Source organism: Enterobacter sp. HSTU-ASh6 (assembly GCF_026319105.1).
Taxonomy (GTDB): Bacteria; Pseudomonadota; Gammaproteobacteria; order Enterobacterales; family Enterobacteriaceae; genus Enterobacter; species Enterobacter sichuanensis.
In genome coordinates this window covers 222,895-236,217 of the sequence record NZ_WSPD01000003.1, presented here as the reverse complement: position 1 = coordinate 236,217, position 13,323 = coordinate 222,895, and the positions used below count along the sequence as shown (strand labels likewise).

Here is a 13,323-nt window from a genome sequence, read left to right as displayed (position 1 = left end):
GGCGGCTACGCCTTACCCGGCCTGCTCCTCTTTACCCGTCGTCGTTATGGCTTTCTCGCCACCGGCACATCAATACTCTTCAGGATATCCACAAATACGGATGGCTCTTCTTTGTTGAACAGCAGCCACACGCGGTGGCGGGCACGGGTCATGGCCACATACAGCAAACGCCGCTCTTCGGCGTCCGGGAAGTCTTCAGGTTCAGGCAGTAAGGCCTCCTCCATCACCGACTCGCGAGCCGGAGCCGGGAAACCATCGCTCCCCTCTTTCAGCCCCACCACGATGACATAATCGGCCTGCTGACCTTTGCTGGCGTGAATGGTCATAAATTCAATCTGCAGCTTCGGCCAGCGGGTGGCGGCTTTTTCCAGCGCCGCAGGTTTGAGGTGATGGTAACGCGCCAGCACCAGGATACGTTCATCGGGCTTCGCATAGCCGCTGAGCTTGTCCAGCAGCGGCTCCAGCTGATCATCCGCCAGCAGGGTGACAGCTTTTTTATCACCAGACCGCAGGCTATTGAGCGGCTTGGCCAGCTGATGCGGGTTCTGCTGGATAAAGCGGTTAGCAATCTCACCGATTCGGGAATTGAAGCGGTAGGTCGTGTCCAGATCGCTGCGATCCCCTTCGCCAAAATAGTGGTGGAACGCGGTCGTCAGGGAGAGCTGCGCGCCGCTGAAGCGATAGATGGCCTGCCAGTCGTCCCCCACCGCAAACAGTGAGGTATGCTTATTCTGCGCCCGCAGCGCCGAGAGCAGCGCGGCACGCTGCGGGGAGATATCCTGAAACTCATCCACCAGAATATGTTTCCACGGGCTTACAAAACGCCCTTTCTCAAGAATGATAATGGCCTGGTGGATTAACCCGGAGAAGTCGACGGCGTTTTCCTCCTTCAGCGCCGTTTTCCAGGCTTTCAGCAGCGGCGCCATCAGTTTGACGCGCTTTGAAAACAGATCGCAGATCCCCTCCGGCGCGCTCTCAATCATCTCCGACTGCGACCCACCGTGCATTCGCATCAGACTTACCCATCGGTCAAGCCGCGACCCCAGCCGGCGCGCCAGTTTGTCATCCTGCCAGAAACTGCCCTCTGGTACCGTCCAGTTGAGCTCGTCCTCCAGCCACTGACGCCATCCTTTCGCCTGCGCCTTTTTCTCGCTGCACTGCTGACGCCAGGTTTTGATAAACAGCGCCTGACGCGCCTGCGTATCGTTTTCCAGTTTGCTGATGGAAGGCACTTTTTTACTGCCCTGCTGAATAATATGCAGCGCAAGCGCATGGAAGGTTCTGGCGGTGATATCCCGGGTATGCAGGCGCGCCTGAATACGCTCGTCCATCTCCTCAGCCGCCTTGCGGCCAAAAGCCAGGAGCAGAATTTGATCGGGTACGGCTTCTCCGGTCGTCAGCAGCCAGCCAGCACGCGCCACCAGCACCGACGTTTTACCGCTTCCGGCGCCCGCAAGCACCAGCAGCGATTGCTCACCATTCACCACCGCACGCGCCTGCGCCGGATTGAGGGGGGAAGATTCCACCGTACTGAAGAAATCAGCGTATTGGGTAAGCATGGCATCCGTCCAGGCCTGGTTATGGGCAAGCCGGCTTTTATCCACGTCATTCAGCCAGGCCTGACACTGGCGCCAGGCGTCACGACAATTGTCAAACTCATCGAGACGCGTCACGGATATCGGCAGCGCCGAGAGTGCCTGCCTGATCTTTTGCTGTAGCCCGGCCGTCTGCTGACGGGTCAGCCAGGTTTGCTGCGCGTTGCTTTGCGCGATGTCGTCCAGCACCTGCTGCAGCACCTGGGACGCAATCACGCTCATCTCCTGGCTCCACTGCTGCCAGAGCGCGTTCAGGTGATGGTGGAAGCGCTGGGTTTCCGCCCACTCGGTGCCGTGAAGTCGCACGACTTTATCGTCTGGCAGAACGAACTCCAGTTCGCCCCACACCAGCCCGCGTTTGCAGTGGATAGCCAGAAGCTGATTAAACGGAATAAGGTATTCGTGGCGTTCTCCGGAGACTTTCACCCCGGCATTAAGGAGAACCACCCTGTCGTAAGGGTGTTGCGCCAGGCGTTTGCCCATTGAAGTTGCTTTCAGTTCCATGTCCCGCCAAATCCACGAAGAGATAATTTGTCTGATAGTTTAACTGCCAGTTTTAAGGTGCTCCAGCCTAAAAAAACGTTACAATCATTGGGCGTTAATTTATCGAAAGGAAGTGAGGGTTTATGCGTACCGTTCTGAATGTGTTGAATTTTGTGCTGGGCGGTTTTGCCACCACCCTTTCCTGGCTTTTTGCCACGCTGGTGAGCATCGTTCTGATTTTCACGCTTCCCCTGACCCGTTCCTGCTGGGAGATCACCAAACTCTCGTTTGTCCCCTACGGGAATGAGGCCATCCACGTTGACGAGCTGAATCCGGAGAGCAAAAACGCCCTGATGAATACGGGCGGGACCCTGCTGAACATTCTGTGGCTGATCTTCTTCGGCTGGTGGCTGTGCATCATGCATATTTTTGCGGGGATTGCGCAGTGCGTCACGATTATCGGTATTCCGGTGGGGCTTGCGAATTTCAAGATCGCCGCGATCGCTCTCTGGCCCGTCGGGCGCAGGGTGGTTTCGGTAGAAGTGGCCCAGGCCGCGCGTGAAGCAAATGCTCGTCGTCGTTTTCAGTAAATAAGGACTGGCCGCGTTTATGCTAAGCCCACTGCTTCGCCGTTATACCTGGAACAGTACCTGGCTCTATAACGTCAGGATTTTTATCGCCCTTTGCGGCACGGTTGCGCTGCCCTGGTGGCTGAATGATGTCAAACTCACCATCCCGCTCACGCTGGGCGTGGTGGCCGGGGCGCTGGCGGACCTGGACGATCGTCTGGCCGGGCGTTTACGTAACCTGGTCATTACGCTCATCTGCTTTTTTATTGCTTCCGCATCCGTTGAGCTGCTTTTCCCGTGGCCCTGGCTGTTTGCCCTGGGTCTTACGCTCTCCACCAGCGGGTTTATTTTGCTGGGCGGCCTTGGGCAGCGCTATGCCACCATCGCGTTTGGCGCATTGCTGATCGCCATCTATACCATGCTGGGAGTGTCGCTTTACGATCAGTGGTATCAACAGCCTGTCCTGCTGTTGCTGGGTGCCATCTGGTATAACCTGCTGACGTTAACCGGTCATCTGATCTTCCCGGTTCGCCCTCTGCAGGATAACCTTGCCCGCAGCTTCGAGCAGTTAGCCCACTATCTGGAACTGAAATCCCGGCTGTTTGACCCCGATATCGAAGAAGAAAGCCAGGCGCCGCTCTACGATCTGGCGCTGGCGAACGGTCAGCTGGTCGCCACCCTTAACCAGACCAAAGCCTCGCTGCTGACCCGTCTGCGCGGGGATCGCGGCCAGCGCGGAACGCGACGAACCTTACACTACTATTTTGCCGCCCAGGATATTCATGAGCGCGCCAGCTCCTCGCACGTTCAGTATGCCGCCCTGCGCGAGAAGTTCCGCTACAGCGACGTAATGTTCCGCTTCCAGCGCCTGCTCTCCATGCAGTCCCAGGCGTGTCAGCAACTCTCGCGCTCTATTCTGCTGCGCACACCCTATCAGCATGACCCACGCTTTGAACGCGTATTCAGCCACCTGGATGCGGCGCTCGACCGCGTTCAGGCCAGCGGAACCTCACCGGAACACATCAAAGCCCTGGGTTTCCTGCTGAACAACCTGCGGGCGATCGATGCTCAGCTGGCGACCATTGAGTCCGAACAGGCGATGGCGCAGCCGGGCAGTGAGGTCGATAACCAGCTCGCGGATGACAGCGTGCACAGCGTGAGCGATATGTGGCTACGGCTGAGCCGCAACTTTACGCCCGAGTCGGCGCTCTTTCGCCACGCGGTGAGGATGTCCCTGGTGCTGTGCGTAGGGTATGCGCTTATCCAGATCACCGGGTTACATCACGGTTACTGGATCCTGCTCACCAGTCTGTTTGTCTGTCAGCCCAACTATAACGCCACCCGGCACCGGCTGGCGCTGCGTATTATCGGTACGCTGGTGGGCGTCGCGATTGGCCTGCCGGTACTCTATTTCGTGCCGTCCATTGAAGGTCAGCTGATTCTGATCGTGATCACCGGCGTATTGTTCTTCGCGTTTCGCAACGTGCAGTACGCGCATGCCACCATGTTTATTACGCTGCTGGTGCTGCTCTGCTTTAACCTGCTGGGTGAAGGGTTTGAAGTCGCCCTGCCCAGGGTGATCGATACCCTGATAGGCTGCGCCATCGCCTGGGCGGCAGTCAGCTTTATCTGGCCGGACTGGCGTTTTCGTAATTTGCCGCGCGTGGTTGAGCGGGCGTTGAACGCCAACTGTCGATACCTTGACGCCATTCTGGAGCAGTACCACCAGGGGCGCGATAACCGCCTGGCCTACCGGATAGCACGCCGCGATGCACACAACAGCGATGCTGAGCTGGCTTCTGTTGTTTCGAACATGTCAACGGAGCCTCGCGCCACCGCAGAAATTCGTGAGACAGCCTTCCGTCTGCTGTGCCTGAACCATACCTTTACCAGCTACATTTCGACGCTGGGTGCCCACCGCGAGAAGCTCACCAACCCGGGTATTCTCAACCTGCTGGACGACGCCGTATGCTACGTCGATGACGCACTTCATCACCGACCGGCGGATGAACCGCGGGTGCAACAGGCACTGGATGAACTGGCTCAGCGCATTGCGCATCTTGATCCGGGTAACGACAGCAAAGCGCCGCTGGTTCTTCAGCAAATCGGCCTGCTCATCGCTTTGCTGCCTGAAATTTGCCGGCTGCAGCAGCAAATCGCTACCTGGAGGAGTGATTATCCTTTGCCTCAGGTAGCGCATTAAACCACTCCGTCAGCTCCCGGCGAATACCTGCCGGGAGCGCCGCCTCATGCAGCCCCTCAATCGCCCCTTCCAGCGCGAAGAGCACTTTTATACTCAGCGCTTTATTTTTCGCCCGCATCTTCAGCCAGCTGGCTCTGGCGCCCAGCGCCCGGAGTGTCTCTTCATTGGTGATACCGGCTTCAAACAGCAGGACTTCAAGCTGAAAAGTCAGGTTCGGCAGATCCTTAAGTCGGTTTCGTTGATGCCGCAGGTTGCGCTCTTTTCTTGCGGCACTGAGGGCATACGAGGAGAGCTGAAGCAGCCGCTCTCTGTCCTGCCATAAGCCGTCGTCAACACGATAATAGTTGAGCAGTACCGGACGACCTCGCTTCATCAGCGTTAAAAACGAGGCGGCATTTTTTACACAGTATTTTGCACTTTCCTCACACGCACGAAGATAAAGTTCGCCGTCTGACACCATGGCAAAGACCGCATCATCCACCGCCAGGGTGTAACCGCCAAACAGCGCACGATGATGGATTTCGCCCAGCGGAGAGAGGTATTCCTGGGATTGATAAATCCGTTCATAAGATATCTTTTTCATGATATTTCCCTTGAAAATCATATGCTAACCACGACTTTTCTTACTAACGGATCCGTTAGCAGGAAAATAGGCAACTTGTCGCCGTTGAGCAAGATGATTTTTCGAGGGGCATCAAGATTGAATGAATTTTGCGAGTCGCTTTCCGAAAATGAGGTTGATCTTTATGCATACAGGGGTTACTGTATATTCATACAGTAACTACAGGGCTGGAATGAATATGTACACTTCAGGCTATGCAAATCGCTCAACCTCTCTCTCTTCTACCGCAGGCAATGTCGCGCAGAATTCCGTCGAGCGTGTGTCCACGGGGCTTATCAGTGAAGTGGTTTATCGTGAAGACCAGCCCCTGTTGACGCAACTTCTGTTGTTGCCGTTATTGCAACAGCTCGGCCAGCAATCGCGCTGGCAGCTCTGGCTCACGCCTCAGCAAAAGCTGAGCCGTGAGTGGGTTCAGTCCGCGGGCCTCCCGCTGACAAAGGTTATGCAGATTAATCAACTCTCGCCTTGCGATACCGTTGAGTCGATGATCCGTGCGTTACGCACTGGAAATTACAGCGTGGTGATTGGCTGGTTGCCAGAAGAACTGACGGAAGAGGAACATTTCCGTCTGACGGAAGCGGCTGAAGAGGGGAACGCGATCGGGTTTATTATGCGTCCGGTTCGTTCGGATTCTTACCGCAGAGGACAACTTTCTGGGCTAAAAATTCACTCAAATTTGTATCATTGAGTGAAATTAAGATTATTCCTGGAATTTTTTTTGACAGCGAGATGGGATTTTAGTTCCCCACCTCAAAACTGCGGCAAGGCTTGTCTGGTGCGGTTCTCCTTAATTTTATTGCACAAAATTCGTTCAGAAAATGTTAAATATTAGGTATACGGAACTTTTTTTTTCATATGCCTGACGGACTTCACACTTGTAAGTTTTCAGCTACGTTGTAGACTTTACATCGCCAGGGGTGCTCGGCCTAAGCCGAAGATATCGGTAGATTTATATTTGACCACGCCCCCCGGTGAAGGATTTAACCGTGATTCTCTCTTGAGACTTTCATGGCGAATTTTGGATGATAACGAGGCGCAAAAAATGAAAAAGACAGCTATCGCGATTGCAGTGGCACTGGCTGGCTTCGCTACCGTAGCGCAGGCCGCTCCGAAAGATAATACCTGGTATGCAGGTGGTAAACTGGGCTGGTCTCAGTTCCACGACACCGGCTGGTACAACAGCGCAAACAACAATGATGGCCCGACTCACGAGAGCCAGCTTGGTGCAGGTGCGTTCGGTGGCTATCAGGTTAACCCGTATGTTGGTTTTGAAATGGGTTACGACTGGTTAGGTCGTATGCCATACAAAGGCGACAACACCAATGGCGCTTTCAAAGCACAGGGCGTTCAGCTGACCGCTAAACTGGGTTACCCAGTAACCGACGATCTGGACGTATACACCCGTCTGGGCGGCATGGTATGGCGCGCTGACTCCAGCAACAGCAACGCTGGCGACGACCATGACACCGGTGTTTCCCCAGTATTCGCTGGTGGCGTTGAGTGGGCTATGACCCGTGACATCGCTACCCGTCTGGAATACCAGTGGGTTAACAACATCGGCGACGGCAACACCGTTGGTGTTCGTCCAGACAACGGCATGCTGAGCGTAGGTGTTTCCTACCGTTTCGGCCAGCAGGAAGAAGCAGCACCAGTTGTTGCTCCAGCGCCGGCTCCAGCTCCAGAAGTACAGACCAAGCACTTCACTCTGAAGTCTGACGTTCTGTTCAACTTCAACAAAGCTACCCTGAAACCAGAAGGTCAGCAGGCACTGGATCAGCTGTACACCCAGCTGAGCAACCTGGATCCTAAAGACGGTTCTGTAGTGGTTCTGGGCTTCACCGACCGTATCGGTTCTGACGCTTACAACCAGAAACTGTCTGAGAAACGTGCTCAGTCTGTTGTTGATTACCTGATCTCTAAAGGTATCCCAGCTAACAAGATCTCCCCACGTGGTATGGGCGAAGCTAACCCAGTTACTGGCAACACCTGTGACAACGTGAAAGCTCGCGCTGCACTGATCGACTGCCTGGCTCCAGATCGTCGCGTTGAGATCGAAGTTAAAGGCATCAAAGACGTTGTAACTCAGCCTGCGGCATAAGTTATCGTCTTATAAAAAAACCCCGCAATGCGGGGTTTTTTATTGTCCGAAGAAAGTAAAATCTACTTTTTGCCCAACAGAGCTTGAAGATCGTTCTTCAGTGACGACATCTGGTTGGCGTACTTCTCTTTATGTTCGGCATCCTCAATCAGCTGCACGATGGTTTCCGACAGCGTTTTGCCCCGGCGCTGCGCCAGCCCTGCCAGGCGTTGCCAGACAACAAACTCCAGATCGATTGATTTTTTGCGCGTGTGTTGATGCTCAGCATTGAAATGCCGTTTTCGTCGCGCGCGGATAGTTTGCTTCATCCGGTTTAACAGCGCAGGATTAATGTGTTTTTCAATCCAGCCGTTAACCTGTACCGGTTCGTTTTCGAGGGTCAGCAAAATATCCACGGCTTCTTGCGCCGCGCTGGCTTCGATATAGCAGGTGATCAGCTCCCCTTCACGGTGCTTTTTGACCAGGTACTTCCATTTCCAGCCGCTTTCGAGATTTTCCAGTTGTTGATATTTCATTGCGATCTCAGTGTTACCACGTAACTCTGTTCAGAATATCAGTTTTTTAGCAATCTGCTGAAAAGAAATCATATCCTGTGATGGAATGCAGCCCGTCCCGCATTCGAAATCCCCAATCCTGCTTGGGTAGAGCCCCCCGCTTACGGTATACTCCCCCCTTTTACATCTGACTAAAAAACATCAACTTTGACCATTACGAAACTTGCATGGCGTGACCTTGTTCCGGATAGCGAAAGCTATCAGGACGTGTTTGCACAGCCAGATCTCGCAAAAGAACACGAATTCATCCTTAGCGATACGCAGCCACGTTTGCATTATGCGCTGGAGCAGGTGTTGAGCCCATGGGCAACAGCGCCCTTCATGTTGCTCAAAGCCCCGGAAGAAGCGGAATACCTGACGCTGATTGGGGATGCTGTGCGCCAGTTGCAGCCGGAATCGAACGCAGTCTTTGGCGGCCAATATCGTATCGCGGGACATGATGTCACTTTCGAACCCTCAACCCAGGCTGATGACCGTTTTGCCGCTAAGGGCGAGGTGATTACCGCTAACTGGGTCGAGGCTGAACAACTCTTTGGTTGTCTGCGCCAGTTTAACGGTGAGCTGTCCCTGCAGCCAGGGCTGGTGCATCGCGCAAATGGCGGTGTCCTCATCATCTCATTGCGTACCCTGCTCTCGCAGCCGCTGTTGTGGATGCGTCTGAAAACCATCGTAAACCAGCAGCGCTTCGACTGGGTTGGCTACGATGAGTCTCGTCCCCTGCCGGTCGCTGTGCCGTCTATGCCGCTGTCGTTGACCGTCGTGTTGACGGGCGACCGTGAATCGCTGGCGGATTTCCAGGAAATGGAGCCGGAGCTGGCTGAGCAGGCGGTGTATAGCGAATACGAAGATAACATCCAGATTGCCGATGCCGATGATATGACCCAGTGGTGTCAGTGGGTGATGACGGTGGCGGAACGTTTTGCGTTGCCAGCGCCTGCGGCCGACGCGTGGCCAGGCTTAATGCGCGAAGCGGTGCGCTATACCGGCGATCAGGAAACCCTGCCACTCTGCCCGCTGTGGATCGGCAAACAGCTGCGTGAAGTGGGTGTTATCAGCGGTAACGGTACGTTCACCGGAGAACAGCTTGCTCAGATGCTGGCGCAGCGCGAGTGGCGAGAAGGCTACCTTGCTGACCGTATGCAGGATGAAATCCTGCTGGAACAAATTCTGGTGGAGACCGAAGGCGAACGCGTCGGGCAGATTAACGCCCTGTCGGTGATTGAGTTCCCTGGCCACCCACGGGCGTTTGGGGAGCCTTCCCGTATCAGCTGCGTGGTGCATATTGGTGATGGTGAATTCACCGATATCGAACGCAAAGCCGAACTGGGCGGGAACATTCACGCGAAAGGCATGATGATCATGCAGGCGTTTTTAATGTCTGAGCTGCAGCTTGAGCAACAGATCCCCTTCTCCGCCTCGCTGACGTTTGAGCAGTCCTACAGCGAAGTGGATGGCGATAGTGCCTCTATGGCAGAGCTGTGTGCCTTAATCAGCGCCCTGGCGGACGTGCCGATCAATCAGAACATCGCAATCACTGGTTCGGTGGATCAATTTGGTCGTGCTCAGCCCGTAGGAGGCCTCAATGAAAAAATCGAAGGCTTCTTCTCCATCTGCCAACAGCGTGGTTTAAACGGTAAACAGGGTGTGATTATTCCTGCGCCTAACGCACGCCATTTAAGCCTCAGTCAGGATATTCTGGATGCGGTTGAACAAGGGCAATTCACGCTCTGGGCCATCGAAGGGATTGAGGATGCACTACCCTTACTGACAAACCTGGTTTGGGATGGCGAAGGGCAAACAACCCTGATGCAGACCATCCAGGAGCGAATTGCTCAGGCGACACAACAGGATGCTCGTCATCGTTATCCATGGCCGTTACGCTGGTTAAGCTGGTTTAGTTCGAACTGATCGGACTTGTTCAGCGTACACGTGTTAGCTATCCTGCGTCCTTCACTAAAATAAGGCTTACTGAGAACATGGTAGATAAACGCGAATCCTATACAAAAGAAGATCTTCTTGCCTCTGGTCGCGGTGAACTGTTTGGCGCAAAAGGCCCGCAGTTACCGGCCCCGAACATGCTGATGATGGACCGTGTCGTGAAAATGACCGAAACCGGCGGCAACTTCGATAAGGGTTACGTAGAAGCAGAACTCGATATCAATCCGGACCTGTGGTTCTTCGGTTGCCACTTTATTGGCGATCCGGTAATGCCTGGCTGTCTGGGCCTGGATGCTATGTGGCAGCTGGTTGGCTTCTATCTGGGCTGGCTGGGCGGCGAAGGTAAAGGCCGCGCGCTGGGCGTGGGCGAAGTGAAATTCACGGGTCAGGTGCTGCCTACCGCGAAGAAAGTGACCTATCGTATTCACTTCAAGCGCATCGTGAACCGCCGCCTGATTATGGGCCTGGCAGATGGCGAAGTGCTGGTAGACGGTCGTCTGATATACAGCGCGAGCGACCTGAAAGTGGGTCTGTTCCAGGACACCTCCGCGTTCTGATAGTGCGTTTCGCAACGCCAGACCAGAAAGGCGAAACCTCCGCATTGCGGAGGTTTCTTTTTTTAAAGAGACGTTATCAGGCTATGAGTGCCCTGTCGCCGATGGCTTCTCGCCAGCCTCCAAGCCATTGTGACCTTTGATTTATCGTCTGATAAGGACACATTTCTTTAGAACGTCCAGCGATGCCGGCCTGATAACCACGTTGATGAGCCCGTTCCAGGCGATCTCGTTTCTGTCTCTTCATGCCTCGTTTCCCTCATTCTTTTGTCTGGTGGAAAGAAAACAGTGTCTGCACTCTATGTACAGGCACAGATAACGAATACCCCGAATTAGTCGCAGCGTCAATGTTCAAAATTCATACGGGTGTCATATTTGTGAGCTAGCCAGAAGATCATTTGTACAAAAAATGTGATGCGGCACAAGTAACAAACTGAAGTCAAAACGAAAAAAAACCGCAATCAGCGACGGGCCGGTTGCGGTTTTTGATGATGAATTTTACTTATGGCAGCCGGGATATTTCCCTGGCGATACTGGCCGACTCCTGTGCCCAACCCTGAGCCAGGACTTTCACCATTTCGTCATAACCATCTTTCTGCTGTTTCAGCTCCAGATGGAAAGGACGCTTGATCAGTTGCCCCTGATGATTCAGCAACCACTCTCCGCTGATCACCACCGCACCGTCATAACGGCCATGGAAGCCCGTTACCGTAACATTCAGCGTATCCTGATCGTTACCCAGCGGCTGCGATGCGACAACCCAACCCGGAAGCTGGCTGCCCAGATTGGCCACCAGCGTGTTGCGCAACTGCTGATCCAGCGGGCTGGCCCACAGATTGTTCGTCGCAATCACGTATTTAACGTCGCTGGTCTGATAAACCACGCCGTTTCCGGCGAGGTAATCCGGCACGTTAACCTGCTCAACCCACAGCTGGCGGCTTCCCAGACTGGCCGTGCTTTGCCCGCCACTCTGGGTCGCCACAGGAAGCTGATAGTAGCTTTTGTTATCTACGCCTGAACTGCATGCCGTTAACAGCAGAGCACTCACCATCACTAGCCACTTATTCATTCTTTTGCCCTCTTCGGCTCAGGATCCTTTTTATCTTTCGCTTCGAATACCAGCGCGTTGCTCTTCTCGTTGAGCGTTTTCAGAACGGGCTGCAGTTCACGCAAGACCTGATCAAGACGCTGCATATCTGCCACCATCTTGTTATAGGCCGCAGAGCCAGGCTGGAAGCCCTGCATACTGCGGTTCAGCTCACGCAGCGTTTTCTGCATGTCCTGCGGCAGCTGCTGCATACTCTGGCTGGCGGTGATCTTGTTGATATTATCCAGCGTGGTCTGCAGACGTTGCATTGTCTCCTGGCTCTGGTGTAACGAACCGGTCGCCGCTTCAATCATCGGATTCAGTGGCAGATTGTTAATCTTATCCAGGGTTTCCATCAGACGCTGCTGGATCTGAGCCAGACCGCTGCTCACCGTTGGGATAATTTTGTAGCCCCCAAATTCACGGATACCGGTAATCGGCGGCGCTTTTGGATAGAAGTCCATATCCACATACAGCGCACCGGTCACCAGGTTACCGGTTTTCAGCGATCCACGCAGACCGCGTTCCATCAGCTGGGTGATATGGGTAGCAATATCCTGATTTTCGCCAATCTGGTTAAGCAGTCGTTCCGGTTCAATGCGGATCAGCACCGGGATGCGGTAATCATCATCCAGTACCTGCTGAAGACCCGGGACGAAGAACGGAACTTGCCCCACCGTACCGAGACGAATGCCGCGGAACTCAACAGGCGCACCCGGCTGCAGGCCGCGAACGGAATCTTTAAAGAACATCAGGAAGTCAACGTGATCGGTATAGAGCGCATCCTGAATACTTTTTTGATCGTCAAAGAGTCGGAAGGCGGTGTTCTCTGTAACCGGCTGCCCCAGATCAAGGCCTTCCGGCACGTCAAAGCTTACACCTCCGCCAAACAGCGTGGTCAGCGAGCCCATTTCAACGCGCATGCCTGCCGACGTCAGATCCACCGCGATCCCGCTGTCTTTCCAGAAACGGACATTGCTGGTGACCAGTCGATCGTTTGGCGCATTGATGAAGAGCTGATAGCTGATCGCTCTTTTCTGCGGATCAAAGGTGCTTTTCTCAACCGACCCGACGCGATAGCCACGGAACAGTACCGGGTCGCCCGCCGTGAGCTGGCCTGCTTTTTTGCTGTCGAGGATCACGCGGATACCCTTGGCATCAGGCGGCGCAAGCGGTGGTGAATCCAGAAGCTGGTATTTGGCTGGCTGGTTACCCTTAGCGCCGGGCTGCAGCTCAATATAGGCCCCCGACAGCAGCGTCCCTAAACCGCTGATCCCTTCACGTCCCACCTGCGGTTTAACGACCCAGAACACGGAATCGCCATGCAGCAGTTTTTCCATGCCGGCATTAAGGCGTGCCTTAATCTCCACATGGGTTAAATCGTCGGTCAGGGTTGCGCTTTCAACCACCCCCACATCCACGCTACGGCTTTTGATGGTCGTTTTACCGCCCTCAATCCCCTCGGCATTGGTGGTTATCAGCGTCACTTCCGGTCCCTGATGACTGTAATGATAAAACAGGATCCAGGCACCGATCAGCGCAGTCACGATGGGAAAAATCCACACCGGTGACCAGTTTTTGACCTTCTGCACTTTCGCCTCTCCACTCTTATTTTCCATG

12 protein-coding genes are annotated in these 13,323 nt (G+C 54.4%); 6 read left to right on the top strand and 6 right to left on the bottom strand.

Annotated elements, in window-relative coordinates; translation table 11 throughout:
- Positions 1 to 44: 44 nt before the first annotated feature.
- Positions 45 to 2,099: a DNA helicase IV gene (helD, locus tag GM298_RS05080; RefSeq protein WP_266153725.1), complete on the bottom strand. Its 2,055-nt coding sequence runs from the start codon at positions 2,097 to 2,099 to the stop codon at positions 45 to 47.
- A gap of 122 nt (positions 2,100 to 2,221) precedes the next feature.
- On the opposite strand from helD, the gene GM298_RS05075 reads away from it, so the two are divergent.
- A complete protein-coding gene (locus GM298_RS05075; protein WP_025755973.1) occupies positions 2,222 to 2,668 on the top strand; it encodes a YccF domain-containing protein in 447 nt (148 codons plus the stop codon).
- 19 nt (positions 2,669 to 2,687) lie between these two features.
- Complete coding sequence (gene yccS, locus GM298_RS05070) at positions 2,688 to 4,850, top strand: YccS family putative transporter (RefSeq protein ID WP_266153723.1); 2,163 nt, start codon at positions 2,688 to 2,690, stop codon at positions 4,848 to 4,850.
- Here the strand turns inward: yccS and GM298_RS05065 are convergent.
- Positions 4,807 to 5,433 (bottom strand): TfoX/Sxy family DNA transformation protein, encoded by a 627-nt coding sequence (locus GM298_RS05065; RefSeq protein WP_266153721.1) that lies wholly within the window; start codon positions 5,431 to 5,433, stop codon positions 4,807 to 4,809. The two genes, yccS and GM298_RS05065, sit on opposite strands and share 44 nt — an antisense overlap.
- Positions 5,434 to 5,650: 217 nt before the next feature.
- Between GM298_RS05065 and sulA the strand changes: the two genes are divergently transcribed.
- The gene (gene sulA / locus GM298_RS05060) at positions 5,651 to 6,160 is read left to right on the top strand and encodes an SOS-induced cell division inhibitor SulA (protein WP_025755976.1); all 510 of its coding nucleotides are present in this window, start codon (positions 5,651 to 5,653) and stop codon (positions 6,158 to 6,160) included.
- 354 nt (positions 6,161 to 6,514) lie between these two features.
- Positions 6,515 to 7,570 (top strand): porin OmpA, encoded by a 1,056-nt coding sequence (gene ompA / locus GM298_RS05055; RefSeq protein WP_025755977.1) that lies wholly within the window; start codon positions 6,515 to 6,517, stop codon positions 7,568 to 7,570.
- Between the two features lie 62 nt (positions 7,571 to 7,632).
- Here the strand turns inward: ompA and matP are convergent, their stop codons facing one another.
- Positions 7,633 to 8,085, bottom strand: coding sequence for a macrodomain Ter protein MatP (gene matP / locus GM298_RS05050; RefSeq protein WP_023332611.1), 453 nt, complete (start codon positions 8,083 to 8,085; stop codon positions 7,633 to 7,635).
- A 186-nt stretch (positions 8,086 to 8,271) separates the two neighbouring features.
- On the opposite strand from matP, the gene GM298_RS05045 reads away from it, so the two are divergent.
- On the top strand, positions 8,272 to 10,032 hold the full coding sequence (locus GM298_RS05045; RefSeq protein WP_266153718.1) for a Lon protease family protein: 1,761 nt from the start codon (positions 8,272 to 8,274) through the stop codon (positions 10,030 to 10,032).
- A 68-nt stretch (positions 10,033 to 10,100) separates the two neighbouring features.
- On the top strand, positions 10,101 to 10,619 hold the full coding sequence (gene fabA, locus GM298_RS05040) for a 3-hydroxyacyl-[acyl-carrier-protein] dehydratase FabA (RefSeq protein ID WP_008499931.1): 519 nt from the start codon (positions 10,101 to 10,103) through the stop codon (positions 10,617 to 10,619).
- A gap of 76 nt (positions 10,620 to 10,695) precedes the next feature.
- On the opposite strand, the gene rmf is transcribed toward fabA, so the two are convergent.
- The 3 genes from rmf to pqiB form a co-directional block, all read right to left on the bottom strand.
- Positions 10,696 to 10,863 (bottom strand): ribosome modulation factor, encoded by a 168-nt coding sequence (rmf, locus tag GM298_RS05035; RefSeq protein ID WP_013097261.1) that lies wholly within the window; start codon positions 10,861 to 10,863, stop codon positions 10,696 to 10,698.
- Positions 10,864 to 11,118: 255 nt separating this feature from the next.
- The gene (gene pqiC / locus GM298_RS05030; RefSeq protein ID WP_025755979.1) at positions 11,119 to 11,685 is read right to left on the bottom strand and encodes a membrane integrity-associated transporter subunit PqiC; all 567 of its coding nucleotides are present in this window, start codon (positions 11,683 to 11,685) and stop codon (positions 11,119 to 11,121) included.
- Positions 11,682 to 13,322 carry an intermembrane transport protein PqiB gene (pqiB, locus tag GM298_RS05025; RefSeq protein WP_025755980.1) on the bottom strand — a complete coding sequence of 547 codons (1,641 nt, stop codon included), beginning with the start codon at positions 13,320 to 13,322 and terminating at the stop codon, positions 11,682 to 11,684. Before pqiB ends, pqiC begins: the two co-directional genes overlap by 4 nt.
- Position 13,323 lies beyond the last annotated feature (1 nt).